Raw genomic sequence first — 19789 nt, forward strand, 5'->3', positions numbered from 1 at the left:
TTGTTTAAATAAAATTGCACCGCCGATTACTTTCTGGTATATGTACCGACCATTTTTTTAACCGTCTCATACAGGAGATCCATAATGCCTCAAGGAACGCCGAAAAAAGCCCATGGCATTCTGGCACAAGCTGGCCTTGAACCTTATCAAGAGAAGCCAGGTGAAGAATACATGAATGAGGCGCAACGTGCGCATTTTCGTAAAATTTTAGAAGTGTGGCGTGCTCAGTTGCGTGAAGAAGTTGACCGTACTGTTCACCACATGAAAGACGAAGCAGCTAATTTCCCTGATCCAGTGGACCGCGCCGCGCAAGAAGAAGAGTTCAGTTTAGAACTCCGTACTCGCGACCGCGAGCGTAAGCTGATCAAGAAAATTGAAAAAACACTGCAGAAAATTGAAGCTGATGACTTCGGCTTTTGTGACTCGTGCGGCATTGAAATCGGTGTGCGACGTTTAGAAGCGCGTCCTACTGCTGACCTTTGCGTCGATTGCAAAACCCTCGCCGAAATCAAAGAGAAGCAGATGACCGGCGCCTAATATGGCGACACCAAGCATGGCCAACCAGCCATACTGTGGCCGCTTTGCCCCGACCCCGTCGGGGCCCTTGCATTTTGGCTCATTAGTAGCCGCTTTGGCCAGCTATTTAGATGCTAAAGCTCATGCCGGACGCTGGCTAGTGCGCATCGAGGACATTGACGAACCGCGCGCAGTAGCAGGAGCCGACCAAGTTATCCTGCAACAATTAGAGCGCTTTGGTCTGCATTGGGACGGCGACATTATTTACCAAAGTCAGCGCAAAGAGCGTTATCGCCAGGCTCTAGCTGAGTTGCAGCAGCAACAGTTAACCTATCCTTGCAACTGCACCCGAAAACAAATCAAAGCCCGTGGTGAATACTATACCGGTCACTGTCGTGCCGGGGTCGAAGGACCCGGGCCCTATGCCATTCGCTATTTAAATCAAACTCCTGTTATGGTCTTTACCGATGCTATTCAAGGCGAGGTGAACATAGCTCCCGCTGTTGCTGGCGAAGATTTTGTGTTGTTGCGGCGTGATGGTTGGTTCACCTATCAGCTGGCGGTTGTGATAGATGATATTGATCAAGGGGTTACAGATATCGTTCGCGGCGCAGACCTGCTCACTGCAACCAGTTGGCAAATTAATTTGTGGCGCCACTTTAGCCAGCGCCAGCCGCATTTTAAACATATTCCGCTAGCTCTAGATGAACAAGGGCAGAAACTCAGTAAGCAAAATCATGCCCCCGCGCTTAATCCGCAGCAAGTTAGTGAGCAACTCTGGCAAGCCTGTCAGTTTCTACAGCTCACTGAAGTCCCCTTAACCAATCCCGCAGACCTTTTAAGCCTAGCCACTCAAGCTTGGCGTGCTAAGTTCTTTCCTGAAACGTCTGCACAGGATACAATAACGCGTTAATTTTAAGCACCGAGGCCTTAATGTAAGTAGCTAGCCTTATGAGGCAGCCACGCGCCTCACCTAAATGTACGGAGAAACCCCCATTATTAAGCGCATTAAAGCATTGGCAAAGCGAGCCCTACAACGTCAACCAGAATCCTCGCTGCCAGCAAATATTCTTGCCAAACCTATTGTTATTACTCGCGATCAGCATCCCATTTCGCGTAAAGACATTCCTGAGCACGCTTTAAAAGTCTTGTACCGACTGCACAATGCTGGCTACCAAGCTTTCTTAGTGGGCGGTTGTGTGCGCGATTTATTACTAGGTATTCAACCTAAAGATTTTGATGTGGCTACCAATGCTCAACCTGAGCAAGTGAAGGCGTTATTTCGCAACTGTCGTTTGGTTGGCCGTCGTTTTCGCTTAGCACACGTGGTTTTTGGCCGCGAAGTTATCGAGGTGGCTACGTTTCGCGGGCATCATGATAGCCCCGCCGATGAGCCGGCCAAGACTGATAAAATTGCCAAGCAAAATGCTGCCGGTATGTTGGTTCGCGATAATGTTTTCGGCTCTATTGAAGAAGATGCACAACGGCGTGATTTCACCGTCAATGCGCTCTACTACAACATCGCCGATTTTTGTATTTATGATTTTGCCAACGGGGTGAAAGACATCGAGGCCGGGGTGTTGCGAATGATTGGTGATAGTGCCACTCGCTACCGTGAAGATCCAGTGCGCATGTTACGCGCCATTCGCTTTGCCACCAAGTTAAACATGCGTATGGATAGCAGTGTTGCAGACCCCATTAAAGAACTAGCTCCGTTGTTGCAAAATATTCCTGCAGCACGCCTGTTTGAAGAAAGTCTGAAACTATTTACGGCTGGTAAGGGCCTCGCAAATTTTGAAATGCTGGTTGAATATCAATTATTTCAACAGCTATTCCCGCTGCTGCGTAGTTATCTGAAGGCCCTTGACGAGGCTCCCTATCAGTTGCTTAAACAAACCTTTGCAGATACCGATGAACGGGTCCGCAATGGTCAACGTATTACTCCGGCTTACTTATATGCAGCGCTATTGTGGTGGCCACTCCAGGCTCGCATGGAACAGCTCACCTTTGAAGGTGGTCTATCTCAGGCTGATGCACTTAACTTAGCAGCAGCCGATGTGATAGGTAAACAGGTGCAAAGTATTGCTATCCCTAAACGTTTCACCATTCCTGCGCGTGAGATCTGGCAATTACAGCAACGTTTAGAGCGCGCTCAAGGTAAACGCATTGGCATGGTCTTAGGGCATCCGAAATTTCGCGCTGCCTATGATTTCTTGCTCCTGCGTGCTAATACAGCGACCGCCCTTGAACGCGGTAAATTAGAGCAACTGGCACAGTTTTGGACCAAACAGCAACAAAACGGTACCCCTGCTATTGCGCCTAGCGCAGATGATGCCGGCAATAGACCCAAGCCTAAGCGGCGCGGCCGCAGAGCCGGACGTCGACGTCGAAGCCCCAAGCAAGAGAACTCTAATGGCTAAGGTTTATATCGCCTTGGGCGCTAATCTTGGCGACCCTGTGCAAACGCTAAAAGATGCTTTACTGGAATTAGCCAGTGGTCCTGCATTGCAGCAGCTTCGCGCCAGCTCACTGTACCGCAGCAAGCCAATGGGCCCGGCTGACCAACCCGATTATGTGAACGCGGTAGTGACTGCGACCACCGAGCTAGAACCACTAGCGCTGCTAGATTATCTGCAAGCCATTGAGCAGCAGTTCGGGCGCCAGCGTTTGCGCCACTGGGGCCCTCGCACACTCGATTTAGATATTCTGCTGGTGGATGACCTAGTGAGTACGAGCGAACGGTTAACGCTTCCGCACCCTGGCCTCTCTGAAAGAGATTTTGTGGTGGTGCCCTTAGCTGAGCTAGCGCCAACTTTAGTGTTACCTAACGGACAGACGCTACAGCAGTTAAAACAGTCCATGCAGCATCATGACCTCGTTAAGATTAGCTGATACAATCAAGTTCTGAGCTTTCCTGCAAGGAGTATCTGATGGCCGCTATGACCATAGCCAAACTAGCTAAGAAGAAGTTAGCTGGCGAAAAAATCACCTCAATTACGGCTTACGATGCCTCGTTTGCGAAGCTTTTTGCCGAGTGTGGCGTCGATTTTATGTTAGTCGGTGACTCCTTAGGCAACGTGGTACAGGGGCAGTCCAGCACCTTGCCCGTTACTCTTGCTGATATTGTTTATCACACTCAAGCTGTGCGCCGTGGTGCCCCTGAGGCTTTCGTGATGGCTGACATGCCATTTATGACTTATGCCAGCCCAGCCCAAGCATGCGATAACGCCGCTGAACTGATGCGCGCCGGCGCCAATATGGTAAAGCTTGAAGGCGGCGATTGGCTGCTTGAAACCATACGCTGTTTGGTTGAACGGAGCGTTCCAGTATGCGCCCACTTAGGGCTGTTACCCCAATCGGTTAATGTACTTGGCGGTTATAAGATTCAAGGCAGAGAGCAATCTGCGGCGGACAATACCTTGCGCCAAGCGTTGGCATTGCAAGAAGCTGGGGCACAATTATTGGTGCTAGAATGTGTGCCGGTGGCCCTCGGTCAACGCATTAGCGAAGCCCTGACCATCCCTACCATTGGCATTGGTGCTGGTCCGCATACAGACGGACAAATTTTAGTCATGCATGATATGTTTGGCTTAAACAGCGACTATTTACCTAAATTTGTAAAGAACTTTTTAGCTGATGCCGGTGATTTGCGCGGTGCCGTTGAGATGTATGTTGCGCAAGTTAAAGCCGGGCAATTCCCAGGTCCTGAACATTCTTTTGAGTAACCCACGATGCAACGACTCACTAGTCTTGAAGAACTTCGCGCTTGGCGTGCACAACAACAGGGGCAAGTAGCCCTCGTACCCACCATGGGGAATTTGCACGAAGGTCATTTGAAGTTGGTTGATATGGCGCGCCAACGGGCTGATAAAGTCGTCGTGAGTATCTTTGTTAATCCGCTGCAGTTTGGTCAAAACGAAGATCTTGATAACTACCCTCGTACCCTTGATGCTGATTGTCGCGCGCTCGCTGAACGTGGTGTCAGCGCCGTGTTTGCTCCAACCGTACAAGATATGTATCCACGCGGATTAGCGGAACAAACCACAATAGAGGTACCTGGTATCTCTACCATTCTTTGTGGTGCTAGCCGTCCTGGTCATTTTCGTGGGGTGGCTACGATTGTGGCGAAGTTGTTCAATATGGTGCAGCCAGATTTAGCCATTTTTGGTGAAAAAGACTTTCAACAATTACAAGTTATTCGTCTCATGGTGCAAGATTTGAGCTTGCCTGTGGACATTTTAGGCCTGCCAACTCAGCGTGCGACTGATGGCCTAGCACTCAGCTCGCGCAATGGTTATCTATCAGATACCGAGCGCCAGCAAGCACCACTGCTCTATCAACAACTGAAAACCTGTGCCGAACGAATCAGCGCTGGCGAGGATGCGCAGCAAGTGCTTAATCAAGCGGTGACACACATCACCGCTGCTGGCTTCAAACTAGATTATTTAGAATTACGCCAACATGCAGATCTACAACCTGCACAAGCAACCGATAAGCATTTAGTGTTGTTAGTAGCAGCTTACTTAGGCAGCACCAGACTTATCGATAACTTAAGTTTTAAGCGGTCTTAACCAAACCGCTTAAAACTCATGGTTAGGTACTGATTAGCGTTCGCGCACCAAACCCAGTTCACGAAGCTCAGTAAATAAAGCACCACGTAAACTCATCGCCTGTTCGGCTATCTCGCGTTGCTCTTGAAGGATTTCTGCGAGCATCTCATGAGTTGTTAAAGGATTCGCTAATACCACTCTAAACACCACTGTAGGCTCACGATGATATTGTGCGGGAGTCAGCTTAGTACGCGACACGAATGAGCTTCCCGTTTCGCGTTGGCGCTTCTGAATAAACCTGGTCAGTGCATTCAAATGAGGGGTAATGCGACGTACTTGCTCAGCATTAAGGCCTGCCAATAACGGCTTAATACGAGCGGGGACAAACCGATAGGTTAGAATGCATAGCTCGGGTTCAGTCACCACTTCAAAATCGTCTTGTGCGGCAATCAAGCGCGCAAAATCTTTAGCCTTGGCTAAGCTTTGATCAATTAACAATTCGTAGCCGCGCCGGCCCATGACATGTAGCGCCGAATACACCAACATGGCCATCCCCGGCCGCGAGCCTTCCATGGTATGTGCACCTAAATCCTTTGAACCATGGCGAATAATATATTCCGCATGATGCTCAATCGCGCGCACCATGCTTGGATCACGGAAGAGCACCATGCCAGCGCCCATCGGCACGTACATCTGTTTATGCGCATCAATAGTGACACTGTCGGCTCTCTCAATGCCATGTAACAATTGGCGATGATTGTTCGACAGCAAGGTAGCCCCCCCCCATGCGGCATCTACATGAAAGTGCGCACCAACCTCACTCGCCACATCGGCCATTTTGTCGAGTGGATCTATGTGTCCCGTTTCTGTGGTGCCCGCTACCCCAATGATCGCTAATACTTGCCCACCATCGGCTTGAACCGCAGCACAAGCTTCACGTAGCGCATCTATTTTGATCCGATTATTCTCGTCGGTAGCAACCGCTATTAAATTTTTTCTTCCGATCCCTAACACATCAGCAGCTTTGCCCAGCGAGTAATGACCACGCTCAGACACCATAATAGTCAGGCGCTTGTAGCCATAATGCAGTAATCCCGCTGCGAGCCCTTCACTAGCAATACCGGCGAAGCCTGTCGTAGGTTTTAGTAATAGATTACGTGCTACCCACAGAGCTGTCATATTAGCCACAGTCCCGCCCGAGCACATAGCTCCGAGCGAGTGCTGGGCGCTATGCATCCAGCGTTGATAGAAAGCTGCATCTTGTTGGTAAACGAGGTGATGAAGCATACCCAAGACATTGCGTTCGAGCGGGGTAAAGGCCTTCGAGGTTTCAATTTTGACTAGGTTTTGGTTTAAACCCACCATCAGCTTAGCCAGCGGCAATAAAAAATAAGGCAGTGCTGAGGTCATGTGGCCAATAAATCGTGGCGAACTGGTATGCACTGAATGAGCCACTAAATTATTTAATAAAAACTCAGTGTGATCCGATACATACTGCGGCTGTTCAGGAATTTCGCTGGCATTAAAGTTTTGCTCAATCTCATGCAAGGGCTTTTCGCGGGCGACGATGTGCTCGCCTAAAAAGCCCATAAGATTTTCACTGAGGTGCTTCTCTATCTTCCCGAGGGTAGAGTCTGGCGCCTCAGGAATGGTGAATATTTTTAGCAGCGCCTCTTGGCTTACTTCTGCAAAATGACTGTCACTCAAGCGTATTTCCTTGTGATTACCCGCGCATAAAAGTGCACTATTCTGCCTCGATTGCAGAAAAATAGCGACCGTCTTCTGGCAGCTTAGCGGACAACTCCCAAAGTTGCTGTCCACTGCGCTGATACTTACGCTCAAACGGCGTCATCGCCTCATGCTTAGCTAGCAAAGGTGTTAGCTGTGCAGCACAATTAACCAGCGCCAAACTACTTGCCACTTCAGTTAAATAGGTCACCCAATTAGAGCGCATGACCAAAGTACCCCCTAAGCCTAGTACATAAGGCCAGACCGGGCTACCATGCCAGCGACGACTAAAATGTGAGGCTTTAGGCCAAGGGTTGGGATACAGAATATAGTGTTTGTCTAACTGCCAATGCGCTGCTACTGCTAGTCGCCAGAAATCATTCAAATCCGCCCGAACTAATAGATAACGCTGGCCAGCTGCGGCAGTTGCGTATTGGGCATGACGGCCTAATCGGTGAGCTGATTTATCGACCCCGATAACTAATGCATCAGGATGCTGCTCGGCTATCCAAGCAGTGCTTTCGCCGACACCACAACAAGAGTCAAGAATCAGTGGCCCTTGCCAATCTGCTACTAACTGTTGCGCCTGCTCAAAAGCCTCGCGATTATGCGCTTGAATCGGCTTACGAAAAGGCGAGCGCAAATGGCGCATCACCACACTAACTAAATCGTCATGATTACCATGCTGATTGGTAGTTACGGATCTTGATTCATGATTCACGAACGAATCCCCGCGCCCCGTTGCAGCAGCGTATAAGCAAGAGCAAAAAGAATCAGGTTAAAGCCTATGAGTAATCCTAGGGCAAGGCCGATATTGACGTCAGTCACACCTAAAAAGCCATATCTAAATGCGTTCACCATGTACAACACAGGATTGATTTGCGCAATGTTTTGCCAAATCTCTGGCAGCATACTAATGCTGAAGAAAACCCCGCCTAAATAGGTTAATGGAGTTAATACAAAGGTTGGGACAATAGATATGTCATCAAATGTTTTTGCATGCACTGCGTTAATCAAACCACCTAAACTAAATAAAGTTGAGGTTAACACCACGGTTAAAATAAGAATGCCCGCATGATAAATTTGAATATTGTCGACAAAAATAAAAGACACAACCGTCACAATACAAGCCACAATCAAGGCGCGCGCTAAGCTTCCGCCCACATAGCCGGCAATAATCACCGCACTAGACACCGGCGCGACAAGCATCTCTTCAATATTGCGTTGAAATTTTGCACTGAAAAACGAAGATGCTACGTTCGAATAGGAATTGGTTATCACCGACATCATTATCAGCCCAGGGACAATAAATTCCATGTAGGGAATGCCATTCATGCCGCCTGATGCATCAATTCGAGTACCAATAATATTACCAAAGATGACAAAGTATAAAGTCATGGTAATGGCTGGTGGGACTAGGGTTTGCACCCAAATGCGCAAAAATCTTGTGCATTCTTTTATCCAAATAGTTTTTAATGCGGTATAAGTTAACGAAGCCATGTAATTATGCTGCTCCTTGTGGCTTACGGCCTTTTTCGACCAGGTTAACGAAAAGTTCTTCTAGACGATTTGCCTTGTTGCGCATAGACAACACTTGTATCGATTGAGCCGTGAGTTGTTCAAACACTGGATTCAAACCTTGGCTCTTTTCAACATCAACCTCAATGCTGTGATCATCAATTGCACGCCAAGTAAAACCCTCTAAGGTGGCACTAGTCACACCCGCTGGATACTCAACATCCAGCACAAAAGTTTCCATATTGAGAGTGGCTAAAAGCTTTTTAATCGATGTGTTCTCGATAATCGAGCCTTGGTCGATTATGGCAATATTGCGGCAAAGACTTTCCGCTTCTTCCAAATAATGCGTGGTCAGAATAATAGTAATTCCCTGCTTGTTAATCTCGGTCAAGAAATCCCACATGCTGCGACGCAGCTCAATATCAACGCCCGCGGTCGGCTCATCTAAAATAAGTAACCGCGGCTCATGAACTAATGCCCGCGCTATCATCAGTCGGCGCTTCATCCCACCCGACAGCATCCGCGCCGGTGCATTGCGTTTTTCCCACAAGCTTAGCTGCTTCAGATATTTCTCTGAACGCTGTTTAGCAAGCTGTCGCGGTACTCCATAATAACCGGCCTGATTAACCACAATCTGCTGTACCGTCTCAAACTGGTTAAAATTAAACTCTTGCGGAACCAGACCAATTTGACGTTTTAAGGCAACTAACTCGGTGTCTAAATCATGGCCAAACACACTTACTTTGCCCGCTGATTTATTAACTAATGAGGAGATAATTCCAATTGTGGTTGATTTACCAGCACCGTTAGGCCCCAGTAATGCAAAGAAATCCCCTTCAGCAACATCCAAATCAATGCCCTTCAAGGCCTCATGGCCACCTTTATAGGTTTTCTTTAAACCGCGAATAGATAACGCTTGCATAACTTATTTAGGCTCCTGTCCATAACCCCAACGCGGCTGTAATTGCTGCGTTAGTTTAAGATGATCGAGTATACGGGCCACCACGAAATCAACCAAATCAGCAATGCTTTGCGGTTGATGATAAAAACCTGGTGCGGCTGGCATGATGGTGACTCCCAACTGGGCTAATTTTAACATATTCTCTAGATGAATAGCCGATAGCGGCATTTCTCGAGGCACTAAAATAAGTTGCCCTCGCTCTTTGATAACAACGTCTGCTGCGCGTTCTATCAAGGTATCGCTCGCGCCGTGAGTGATGGCTGATAAAGTTCCTGTTGAGCAAGGGCATACCACCATCTTCTTTGGCGCTGCTGAGCCCGATGCGACCGGCGCGAACCACTCGTCTTTGCCATACACTTTCAGTTGTTCTGCTGACACCGAAAAATGCTCACACAAGGCCGCTGCCAAAGCTTTCGGATTTGCCGGTAACTGCCACTCTAACTCGGTTGCAAATACCACTCGGGCGGCACTCGACATTAACAAGTGAACCTGTTGCTGCTGTTCTAATAAGCAAGCAATCAGGCGCATTGCATAAGGTGCTCCAGAGGCGCCGGTAATGGCCACGGTAACTTGCTGGGCAGTCATGTCAAACTCCTTTGTTGAATAAGGCTATGAGTTACAAAAACAGTGGTCCAAACTAAGCCAATGCCTGCAGCAACCGCTGATGGATCTGGCCAAACCCGCCATTACTCATCACCACGATGTGGTCACCTGCTGCTGTGGCCGCCACAATCTGATCGACTAAGTGCTCGATTGAGTCGGCGACCTGCGCCTGCGGGACCAGCTCAGCCACAGACCACTGTAAGCCCTCAGGCTGAAGCATAAATACTAGGTCTGCCGTTGCTAGCGCCGGTGCTAATTGGTCGGCTAACACGCCTAGCTTCATCGTGTTTGAACGCGGCTCTAGTACGGCCAAAATCCGCTGTTGGCCCACTTTGGCACGCATTCCTGCCAACGTCGTAGCAATCGCCGTTGGATGATGAGCAAAATCATCATACACAGCCACCTCTGCCGCTACCCCTTTTAGCTCTAAGCGGCGCTTGGTGTTGCGGTATTGTTTAAAAGCAGCACAGCTTACCGCAGCGCTCACGCCCACATGCTGGGCTGCCGCAATAGCCATTAAGCCATTGTAAACATTGTGGGTACCGATCAACGACCAGTGCACTTCACCCTGCTTTTGGCCTTGCCAATAGACCGCAAAAGCACTGCCATCAGCTTCGATTAACTGTGCTTGCCAGTCGCCCGAAACGATCCCAACCGTACTGGTCTCACTCCAGCAGCCTTGCTGTAAAACTTGCTCTAGCGTCTCTGTTCCAGCCGGATAGAAGATTTTTCCATACCCAGGGACCACTCTAACTAGATGGTGAAACTGACGTTGAATCGCTGCTAAGTCGGGAAAAATGTCAGCATGGTCAAATTCGAGATTATTCAAAATGAGTGTTGATGGGCAGTAATGCACGAATTTAGAGCGCTTATCAAAGAAGGCGGTATCGTATTCATCGGCTTCGATAACAAAAAAATCGCTCTCGCCCAAGCGCGCCGACTGCTCAAAATTAGCCAGCACCCCACCAACTAAAAACCCTGGCTTTAACCCTGCATAATCAAGTAACCAAGTGAGCATGCTAGCCGTAGTCGTTTTACCATGGGTGCCAGCCACCGCCAGCACCCAACGTTGCTGCAGCACTTCATCATGGAGCCACTGCGCCCCCGAGCAATACGGGATACGCTGGTTTAACACGGCTTCTACCGCTGGGTTACCACGGCTCATGGCATTACCAATGATCACTAAATCAGGCCGCGGCTGGAGCTGTGCCGGATCATAACCTTCGATTAACTCAATGCCGAGTGCCCGTAATTGGTCACTCATCGGCGGGTAGACCTGAGCATCGCTTCCGGTAACCTGGTGGCCCAGCGCCTTAGCAATGGCGGCGATGCCTCCCATAAAGGTTCCGCATATGCCGAGTATATGAATATGCATGATGTGTCTCATTGCAGCAAAAAGGCTAGTGTACCACGGGCATGAAAATGCGCGAATTTCTGTGCAGGCAATTTGCCTAAAAATGCGGTAAACTTAGCAGCGTTTTTGCCACCTATCCGTAACACCAGCTACTGTACGAGGGTTTCATGCAACGCTTAATTCCGACCTTGCGCCAAGATCAGGTCGACGAGGCTTTAATTTCAGTTATTCATTCTTTGCAAATTACTGCGAAAGAAATTTCTTTCCGAGTTGGCCAAGGTGATTTAGCCGGTGTCCTCGGCTCAACCCTGTCAGAGAATATTCAAGGCGAAACCCAAAAGAAACTCGACATCCTATCCAACCAGCTCATTAAAGATATTTTGCTGGAATGCGGCCATGTGCGTGCCGTCGCTTCAGAAGAAGAAGAAGGAATCGTGTTGGGCCATGAAAATGGCGAGTACTTGATTGCGTTTGATCCGTTAGATGGCAGCTCAAATATTGATATCAACAGTATGGTTGGTACCATTTTCTCGATTTTGCCCGTTCCGGAAAATAATTCAGGCACTGCGGATATGTTCCTGCAGCCAGGTCGCAACCAAGTTGCCGCAGGATACATTTTGTATGGCCCATCTATCATGATGGCTTTAACGACCGGCAAGGGCGTTAAAATTTTCACGTTAGATCAGACCGTTGGTGAGTTTTTACTAACTAAACGCGATTTAGCAATAGCTCCTGATACTTCTGAATTTGCCATTAATATGTCCAATTACCGTCATTGGCAAGAAGGCATGCAACTCTACGTTGATGATTTGCTAGCAGGTACCAGTGGGCAGCGTAGTAAGAACTTTAATATGCGTTGGGTTGCCGCCATGGTGGCGGATGTGCACCGTGTGCTTATTCGTGGTGGCATCTTTCTGTATCCTTGGGATGCACGCTCGATTGATAAGCCCTACAAGCTTCGCTTGATGTATGAAGGTAATCCGATGGCCATGCTCGTAGAGCAAGCTGGTGGTCTAGCTCATAGTGGCGACATGGCTATTTTGGATATTCAACCAACTGATATCCACCAGCGAGTCGGCATTATTCTTGGTGCGCGCAATGAAGTGAATGCTTGTTTAGGTTATTTGAAAGCTTCGCAATAGCACCAGCAGCCTTTATAATAGGGCCCATTAGAAGAATTTAAGTTATCGTCATTTAAAACTAAGTAAACAGGACCTTTCATGAGCTTAAGTAATGTAAGCGCAGGTAATAACCTGCCAGATGAAGTAAACGTAGTTATCGAAATTCCGGCCAATGCCGACCCAATCAAATATGAAGTTGATAAAGAAACTGGCACCTTATGGGTTGACCGTTTTATGTCTACTCCAATGTTCTATCCGTGTAACTACGGTTTTGTTAACAATACCTTATCGTTAGATGGCGACCCAGTTGATGTGCTAGTACCTACGCCGTATCCGCTGCAAGCTGGTTCTGTGATTAAGTGTCGTCCGGTTGGCGTATTGAAAATGACTGATGAATCTGGTGAAGATGCTAAGGTCATTGCAGTACCAGTGAGTAAATTAACGAAAGAATACGATCACATTCAAAATGTTGATGATTTGCCAGAGCTATTAAAAGCGCAAATCACTCACTTCTTCGAGCGTTACAAAGAGCTTGAGAAAGGAAAATGGGTGAAAGTTGAAGGTTGGGGCGATATCAACGCTGCCAAAGAAGAAATTATGTCTTCGTTCGAGCGGGCGCAGAAATAAGAACCGCTATGGGCACCTGTATTGCAGTAAAACATCTCGAGTTTCGCTGGCCGGGTGCCCCTTCTCCCCTGCTAACAATCCCATCATTGACCATAGCTCGTGGTGAGCGAGTCCTCCTTCGTGGTGCCAGTGGTTCGGGTAAGTCTACCTTACTGAGCTTGATTGCCGGCGTGCACCAAGCCCCAGCTGGGCAACTCGAAGTATTAGGACATGATCTTGGTCGGCTTAGCCAACACCGACGTGACCAATTACGGGCTAATGAAATCGGCTATATTTTTCAGCAGTTTAACTTGCTACCTTTTCTTAATGCAGAAGAAAATGTCACGTTAGCAAGCCAATTTGCACCAGCTCGGCGCAAACGTGTGCAAAACCCTCAGCAGCATGCCCAGTCCTTGCTAAAACAACTGGGCCTAGCTGCGGCAGACACCCAGCGCTTGGCTAGCCAATTGAGCGTCGGCCAACAACAACGCGTGGCTGCTGCACGAGCCTTGTTTGGGGCGCCTTCTCTGATCATAGCCGACGAGCCAACATCAGCATTAGATGCCGAGCATCGAGACGAATTCATTCAGGTGTTATTCAAAGCTTGTGCTGCCAATCAAACCACACTGCTCTTTGTTACGCACGATCAAGGCCTAGCGCCAATGTTTGAAAGAACCATTGAACTTAGCGATATCAATCACGCACGTAAGGATGATGGCGATGCTTAAATTGGCTTGGGCTAGCTTACGTAATCGTCGTGCCAGCGCTATCCTCACGATTCTGGCAATAGCTATCAGTACGCTCCTGCTCTTAGGAGTAGAACGGGTGCGCGAACAAACCCAAGCTAATTTTGCTAACACCATTGCTGGCACTGATTTAATTGTTGGTGCCAGAACAGGATCAACCCAACTGCTATTAAGCAGCGTGTTTCACATAGGCAGCCTGAATAACACCCTAAGTTGGGATAGTTATCAGTATTTAACTAAGTTGCCCGGAGTTAAGTGGCATATTCCCATGGCTCTTGGCGACAGCGTGGCAGGCTATCCGGTAGTAGCAACCACCAGCGATTTCTTTAGTTATTTTCGTTATGGTGATGGACTCTCTCTAGAACTCGCTAAGGGTACTGTCTTTAGCGAGATGAACCAGGCCACTCTGGGTGCCGAGGTGGCAGCCCGGCTTGGCCTACAGCAAGGCGATCCGCTCACCTTGGCACATGGCAGTGGCGGTATCAGTTTTAGTGACCACGATCAGCACCCCTTTGTGGTGAGTGGCATTTTGAATCGTACTGGAACCCCCGTCGACCAAGCTGTCTATATTCATCTTGAAGGCCTTGGTCTCTTACACGGTGAGTTTGATCCCGAGCATAGCGCAGATCACGACCATGATGATCACCATGACCACGCTAGCCATGCACCTCCTGTTTATACGTTAAGTGCTGTCCTAATTGGGCTGGAAGCGCGTCCTTTAGCCTTGCGTATGCAACGACAAATCAATACCTACAAGAATGAACCACTCACTGCAATTATGCCCGGAATGGCGTTAACCGAATTGTGGCGCACCTTAGCTCTATTCGAACAAGCACTGCTAGCGATCGCCGCGCTCGTCGTCGCAACCGGTCTATTAGGAATGCTCACAACACTTTTGGCTAGCTTGCGCGAACGGCGCCGAGAAATGGCCGTGCTGCGAGCCCTTGGGGCCGGACCATTTAGTATTTTTAGCCTCCTGGTGAGCGAAGCTATGTTGCTTACCGTCATTGGCGTTAGTACTGGGGTTTTGTTACTGTTCTTAGGGTTAATGCTGGGTGGCGATCTATTACTCGCTCACACAGGTATGTTGTTAAGAGCAAGCCCTTTAACAAGTAACGAATGGGTATTACTGGCAGCCATTTTAGCTGCTGCTTTAATATTGAGTTTAATCCCTGCATGGCGAGCCTTCCGCAATGCACTAGCTGATGGTTTAACAATTAAATTATGATCAAACTTCGTCAATATGTTGCGTTATTACTGGTAAGCTTGGCGGCAATCGTGCCGGCTTTCGCTGCCGATGACTATGTGAATACACAGTGGAAAGAACTGGTTCCCCCAGGTTATAAGCCCCCGCCTGTTCGAAGCCAAGCTTTTTACGATGCCAATCCCGAATTAGCTAATCAACCTGAACTTGATGCCCCAATGGTAGCTGAGCTAGATGGCAAGAAAATAAAGATCCCCGGGTACGTGGTGCAGTTAGAAGGTGACGCAGAAAAAGTTACGCAGTTTCTGTTAGTTCCTTATTTTGGCGCTTGTGTACACGTGCCACCACCACCACCAAATCAAATTGTGTTGGTTGATTTTGCTGAAGGGGTGAAGTACGAAGATACTTTTGATGCCGTATGGGTAGAAGGAGTTATTAAGGTTGAACGCGTGGAAGGCGATGTAGCCGTGGTCGGCTATCGAATGACAGCCGCCACAGTAACGCCTTATTATTAAGGCTCCCATCAACTTACAGAGCGATTAGAAATGGATTTCTAAGCCAAGGTAAGGGCCTTTAAACTGAATATCTGAATAGATATTATCTAAGTCATCTAGTTCAATCGTGATATCTCGGTAGCCCAGTTGCAGATTTAAATTCACCGCCAAGCTATCTACTAAGCGATATTCAATACCAGCTTCAATGTCACGTACGCTGCTATCATCAATAGAAACCGCATTGGCTAAGCCATATAGCGTAAGGTCTGTGGCCGGAATACCGACCCGCACTTGAGCATAACCGGTTGGGATCCAGCCGTCGGCATCTAAACTGTTTTCGGCAGTAGCGTCTCTTACTGCCAATAAACCATCCACTTGTTTCGCAGTTATACCTAAATCAACACTCAGTAAATCGTTATCAAAAATTTCGTAGTACAACGTGTAGTCAGTATGGGTTAAATCGACACTGCTGTTTAGGGTTGTGCCCGCACTGTAACCGATGCCGTTATAACTAAAATCACTGCCAAGCGTGGTGACACCGTAGGTCGTTAAATCGTTGCGGCGCACCTTAAAGTTTGGCAACAATGGAATCGGATGCTCTAGTGCGACGTAAAAACTGTTTTGCGTTTCGTCAGCAAAATTAAATCCTTGAGTACCATTACCTGAGCCAAAATTACCCGAGTTACTGGTGTCCCAATATTGGCCACCGGCATAAATCCCTAAAATGGTATCTGCTTGTGCATTGGCACCTAACAGCAATGCGGGTAGTACTAACGCAGTAGCTAGTTTTCTCATTAATGCTCATCCTTTCATCGTATTGTTTTGACTACAGCAGTCATAGTGGCTGTATCACCATCATTAAACTCTAAAACAAAATCGACCGTTTCGCCTGGCTTAAACGCTTTTTTTACACCAAATAGCATCAAGTGATAGCCGCCCGGCTGAAACACTAGGGTCTGATTGGGCTCTATCACTAATTCTGGTACTCTGCGCATCCGCATCATACCATCACGCATAACGTGTTGATGTACCTCGGTGGCCCGAGCAGCATCAGTATTGGCACCGATCAAGACGACTGGTGCAGCCGAGCTATTACTGATAGTAAAATAGGCTGCTCCGTTCTCAGTACCAGGAATGGATTCTTTCATCCATACATTACTGATTTCTACTTCTGCAGCCGCAACTAGGTTAATACCACCACCAAGAAATACCAGTGCCAATAGAATTCGCCACATGATTTTGCTCACCTTGTTATTATTTGATAACAAGTCTACACAGTTTTAGGGCGTTTTCGTACCATTAGATAGATAATAAAACCGACCAATAAATAGGGCCATAACCAACTAAATAAGACCGCAGCTAAAGCGACACCGGCTGCGAGTAGCGCTACTGCAACACTACCACCAACCACTAGCACCGCACCAAATACGACAGCCGCGATGGTAAGTATCAATAATCCAGCGAAGCCAACACTGAAGATCACTCCAATAATAGCCCCGACAATAGCCAATAGTTCATCGCCAAAAACAACTAAGGCAAATAATCCTAACAGTATCCATAACCATGATGATTGTTTGTTCATTGCTTATCCTCTAAAAGATAGAAACCTCATAAGGTATAAAGCAATTACCATGCCGAAGTTAATAACGCTTTGTTTAATATAGATTTATAAGATGAAAAAGAAAAAGCCGCTAACCTAGGTTAGCGGCTTTGACCAATAATTAGCGATTTTTAGCTATTAAAAACTATAAGTCACTTCACCATAATAGTAGCCACCATTGAAACCAAACGGTGCGTTAGTATTTGGATACATGAAGATACCATTAAACTGGTTTGATGGGTCCTGCTTGTCTGGGTATTCGTCCAGCAAGTTTTGTACACCCACATTGAAAGATAAGTTGTCATCCATTTTATACTTCACGGAAAAATCAACTACCCATTTACCGCTAAACTCAGTTTGTAGCCCAGCATTATTCTCTAACATGTAATCGCCAAAGTAATTGAAGCCCAAACGAGTTTCAAAATCTTCAACAATCGAGGTAAAAGATAACGAGCCGCTATGCCGCGGTACTGAACGAGTCATGCGGGTTTGTTCCACATTATCAAACAGTTTATCTTCTAAACCATCCAAAATAGTTGGTAGGTTAACACCATCCACTTCCGTTTTATTATAGCCATAAGCCAATTGCGTTTTGAGTAGCGAGCTACCAACATCGAACTCTTGGGTTGCCACCACATCCACACCACGGCTTGAGGTATCTACTGCGTTAATAAAGAAGCGTGCGTTATCTGCACCAGCTGCCGCAAGCGCTGCAGCAACTGCGGGAGAATCGCTTGGAATTAGCGAGCTAGAGAGAATGATTCGATCATCGATATCAATTTGGAAGGCATCAACTGTTACTGACAGGCCATCGTCGCCACTCCAAACCAAACCAAAGCTTAAGCTTTGTGACTCTTCTGGTTGTAGCGCACCTAACTGCAGTGCTTGAGCTACCGGGCTTATGTTATTGAAGGTACCTGACTGTTCAGGTACTAACTCACCGTTACGGTTAACAAACAGAGTTGAGATATTCGTGAAATAGATTTGCTGCACACTAGGTGCGCGGAAACCGGTGTTCGCGGTAGCTCGAATAGCGAACTGATCAGTCACATCATAACGGCCCGAGATCTTCCAGCTGGTATTGTTACCGAAGTCTGAATAGTCTTCATAACGAACTGCTGCACCCCATTGAAACTGAGTAGTCAGCATGTTTTCAAGCTCTACATACAAACCCACGTTATCACGCGATTCATCTACTTCAGACTCAGGTTTAAACCCAGTGAAACCTTGGCTACCTCCTGGACGCCCATCGTAACCGCCGTTCTCATAAGATGCTGGCTCTCCCGCTGAAATCTTATAAGTGTTCTCACGATAGCTAAGCCCGAAAGCTACCGACAAATCTGAGTTATTTACAAACGGGAAGAACCGCTGAACGTCAACGCTAGCATTAACTTCATTCAGTTCTAGAGTACCTGCATCAAATTCTGTTGGCGTTGACGGACCAAAAGATGCGTTTAACGAATTCTCCAAGCGATATTGGAACTCACTGGTGCCCATACCTACGCTGGCATCTACGTTCCAATCAGCTAATAGGAATTTATAACCACCAACTACAGAAAAATCTGATGTTTCTGGGGTAAGAAGCGGCAGATAACCATCCGGATAGACTTCTGTTAAGTTACGGTTATCTAAAGCACGACGATAGAATGCACCAGATTGTGAGGTTCTATCACTGTATCCACCAAAGGCGTACAATTCGCCTTCGTTACCAGCTGCCATATTAGCATTAAAGAAGATGGCTTTGTTTTCAAACGAAGCATCACCAACATGATGACTTAATCTGTTGAAGGTTTCTTCGCGTGGATCTTCTTCACCGTTAATTAATTCATATTGCTGGCGTGGATCAGGACCGGCACGGTTAGTTTTATTTTTATGATGGTATTCAAACGCTAACATCAAAGAACCATCGTCACCTAGCGCAAATCCAGTGTTACCATGTACTTTATATTGGTCACCATCACCAATATAAGTTTGGCCTGCATTAGCTGTTATTGAGCCGCCTTCTGATTGATCTTTGAGAACAATGTTAATCACCCCGGCAATTGCATCAGAACCGTATAGTGCAGCTGCACCATCACGAAGAACTTCAATGCGCTTGATGGATGAGATAGGGATTGCGTTCAAATCGACGTTGGAACTACCACGTCCGGTAGTACCATTTAAATGCACGAGAGCACTACTGTGACGACGCTTGCCGTTAATCAAGACGAGTGTGTGATCAGGAGATAAACCACGTAATGACGCTGGGCGAACGGCATCTGAACCGTCGGTAATCGATGACGATGGGAAGTTAAAACTAGGCACTGCGTATTGTAATGCACGTGCCGTTTCAGTGATGCCGCTAGCCGCAAGATCTTCACCACTGATGATATCTACTGGCGCCGAACCGTCAGTCGCTGTGCGTACCGATAAACGAGAACCTACTACTTGGATGGTTTCTTCAGCTTCTACTGAAGCCTCTTGGGCAAGTGCTGAATGAGTCATTAAAGCTGATGGAACTGCTAACGCTCCCGCAATCAGATAACTTAACTTCGCGTATTTCATGTTCTTCTCCTGCTGATTATTATAAAAATCAAAGTACATATTAGCAGTACATTTATTCTTTTATATACATCAGTATCTTCTTGTATAGATCATAAAGCAATATGACCAAAGTCTGAGACTGCATATAAATTTAACATAGTTCAATGTTTATGCAGATTTATGAGGCGAACAGACAGAAAGTTAAGATTATTGGACGCTCTGCGCGATCTTTTCGACCACGCAACGAAAAAACCCCTAGCAGCCA

The 19789-nt window shown here is 47.3% G+C and carries 21 protein-coding genes; 11 read left to right on the top strand and 10 right to left on the bottom strand.

Annotated features, from left to right (window positions below; all coding sequences use genetic code 11):
- Window positions 1-84 precede the first annotated feature (84 nt).
- The 6 genes from dksA (at window position 85) to panC (ending at window position 5087) form a co-directional block, all read left to right on the top strand.
- Window positions 85-537: an RNA polymerase-binding protein DksA gene (dksA, locus tag ACQ661_RS06720; protein WP_110075888.1), complete on the top strand. Its 453-nt coding sequence runs from the start codon at window positions 85-87 to the stop codon at window positions 535-537.
- 1 nt (window position 538) lies between these two features.
- The gene (gene gluQRS, locus ACQ661_RS06725; protein WP_313932789.1) at window positions 539-1429 is read left to right on the top strand and encodes a tRNA glutamyl-Q(34) synthetase GluQRS; all 891 of its coding nucleotides are present in this window, start codon (window positions 539-541) and stop codon (window positions 1427-1429) included.
- A 64-nt stretch (window positions 1430-1493) separates the two neighbouring features.
- Entirely contained in the window at window positions 1494-2936 is a 1443-nt protein-coding gene (gene pcnB, locus ACQ661_RS06730) for a polynucleotide adenylyltransferase PcnB (protein WP_418055307.1), read from the top strand.
- Entirely contained in the window at window positions 2929-3408 is a 480-nt protein-coding gene (folK, locus tag ACQ661_RS06735) for a 2-amino-4-hydroxy-6-hydroxymethyldihydropteridine diphosphokinase (protein WP_110075890.1), read from the top strand. The genes pcnB and folK overlap by 8 nt, the downstream gene beginning before the upstream one ends.
- Window positions 3409-3446: 38 nt before the next feature.
- Window positions 3447-4241, top strand: a complete 795-nt coding sequence (gene panB / locus ACQ661_RS06740; protein WP_110075891.1) for a 3-methyl-2-oxobutanoate hydroxymethyltransferase — start codon at window positions 3447-3449, stop codon at window positions 4239-4241.
- A 6-nt stretch (window positions 4242-4247) separates the two neighbouring features.
- On the top strand, window positions 4248-5087 hold the full coding sequence (panC, locus tag ACQ661_RS06745) for a pantoate--beta-alanine ligase (protein ID WP_153826804.1): 840 nt from the start codon (window positions 4248-4250) through the stop codon (window positions 5085-5087).
- A 33-nt stretch (window positions 5088-5120) separates the two neighbouring features.
- Here panC and panP read toward each other — a convergent pair whose 3' ends face one another.
- The 6 genes from panP to mpl are packed head-to-tail and all read right to left on the bottom strand — an operon-like array spanning window position 5121 to window position 11251.
- Window positions 5121-6773: a pyridoxal-dependent aspartate 1-decarboxylase PanP gene (gene panP / locus ACQ661_RS06750; RefSeq protein WP_110075893.1), complete on the bottom strand. Its 1653-nt coding sequence runs from the start codon at window positions 6771-6773 to the stop codon at window positions 5121-5123.
- A 37-nt stretch (window positions 6774-6810) separates the two neighbouring features.
- On the bottom strand, window positions 6811-7515 hold the full coding sequence (gene trmB, locus ACQ661_RS06755; RefSeq protein WP_313932788.1) for a tRNA (guanine(46)-N(7))-methyltransferase TrmB: 705 nt from the start codon (window positions 7513-7515) through the stop codon (window positions 6811-6813).
- A complete protein-coding gene (locus ACQ661_RS06760) occupies window positions 7512-8294 on the bottom strand; it encodes an ABC transporter permease (RefSeq protein ID WP_313932787.1) in 783 nt (260 codons plus the stop codon). The genes trmB and ACQ661_RS06760 overlap by 4 nt, the downstream gene beginning before the upstream one ends.
- Window positions 8295-8298: 4 nt before the next feature.
- On the bottom strand, window positions 8299-9234 hold the full coding sequence (locus tag ACQ661_RS06765) for an ABC transporter ATP-binding protein (protein WP_153826805.1): 936 nt from the start codon (window positions 9232-9234) through the stop codon (window positions 8299-8301).
- Between the two features lie 3 nt (window positions 9235-9237).
- On the bottom strand, window positions 9238-9858 hold the full coding sequence (locus ACQ661_RS06770; protein WP_431667995.1) for a flavin prenyltransferase UbiX: 621 nt from the start codon (window positions 9856-9858) through the stop codon (window positions 9238-9240).
- A 52-nt stretch (window positions 9859-9910) separates the two neighbouring features.
- Window positions 9911-11251, bottom strand: coding sequence for a UDP-N-acetylmuramate:L-alanyl-gamma-D-glutamyl-meso-diaminopimelate ligase (mpl, locus tag ACQ661_RS06775; protein WP_431667996.1), 1341 nt, complete (start codon window positions 11249-11251; stop codon window positions 9911-9913).
- Window positions 11252-11397: 146 nt separating this feature from the next.
- On the opposite strand from mpl, the gene ACQ661_RS06780 reads away from it, so the two are divergent.
- From ACQ661_RS06780 to ACQ661_RS06800, 5 genes are all read left to right on the top strand, one after another.
- Complete coding sequence (locus tag ACQ661_RS06780) at window positions 11398-12372, top strand: class 1 fructose-bisphosphatase (protein WP_313932785.1); 975 nt, start codon at window positions 11398-11400, stop codon at window positions 12370-12372.
- Between the two features lie 78 nt (window positions 12373-12450).
- The gene (gene ppa / locus ACQ661_RS06785; RefSeq protein ID WP_110075899.1) at window positions 12451-12978 is read left to right on the top strand and encodes an inorganic diphosphatase; all 528 of its coding nucleotides are present in this window, start codon (window positions 12451-12453) and stop codon (window positions 12976-12978) included.
- Window positions 12979-12986: 8 nt separating this feature from the next.
- A complete protein-coding gene (locus tag ACQ661_RS06790; RefSeq protein ID WP_110075900.1) occupies window positions 12987-13685 on the top strand; it encodes an ABC transporter ATP-binding protein in 699 nt (232 codons plus the stop codon).
- Window positions 13678-14931 (top strand): ABC transporter permease, encoded by a 1254-nt coding sequence (locus ACQ661_RS06795; RefSeq protein ID WP_313932784.1) that lies wholly within the window; start codon window positions 13678-13680, stop codon window positions 14929-14931. Before ACQ661_RS06790 ends, ACQ661_RS06795 begins: the two co-directional genes overlap by 8 nt.
- Entirely contained in the window at window positions 14928-15422 is a 495-nt protein-coding gene (locus ACQ661_RS06800; RefSeq protein ID WP_313932783.1) for a DUF3299 domain-containing protein, read from the top strand. The genes ACQ661_RS06795 and ACQ661_RS06800 overlap by 4 nt, the downstream gene beginning before the upstream one ends.
- 24 nt (window positions 15423-15446) lie before the next feature.
- Here the strand turns inward: ACQ661_RS06800 and ACQ661_RS06805 are convergent, their stop codons facing one another.
- From ACQ661_RS06805 to ACQ661_RS06820, 4 genes are all read right to left on the bottom strand, one after another.
- Window positions 15447-16196: a TIGR04219 family outer membrane beta-barrel protein gene (locus ACQ661_RS06805; protein WP_110075903.1), complete on the bottom strand. Its 750-nt coding sequence runs from the start codon at window positions 16194-16196 to the stop codon at window positions 15447-15449.
- A gap of 14 nt (window positions 16197-16210) precedes the next feature.
- Window positions 16211-16636, bottom strand: a complete 426-nt coding sequence (locus ACQ661_RS06810; RefSeq protein WP_110075904.1) for a copper chaperone PCu(A)C — start codon at window positions 16634-16636, stop codon at window positions 16211-16213.
- Between the two features lie 35 nt (window positions 16637-16671).
- Window positions 16672-16983, bottom strand: a complete 312-nt coding sequence (locus tag ACQ661_RS06815; protein ID WP_153826813.1) for a hypothetical protein — start codon at window positions 16981-16983, stop codon at window positions 16672-16674.
- Window positions 16984-17139: 156 nt separating this feature from the next.
- Window positions 17140-19545 carry a TonB-dependent receptor plug domain-containing protein gene (locus tag ACQ661_RS06820; protein WP_418055305.1) on the bottom strand — a complete coding sequence of 802 codons (2406 nt, stop codon included), beginning with the start codon at window positions 19543-19545 and terminating at the stop codon, window positions 17140-17142.
- Between the last annotated feature and the right edge of the window lie 244 nt (window positions 19546-19789).

It is taken from the genome of Pseudidiomarina sp. WS423, from assembly GCF_050750165.1.
Lineage (GTDB): Bacteria > Pseudomonadota > Gammaproteobacteria > Enterobacterales > Alteromonadaceae > Pseudidiomarina > Pseudidiomarina fusca.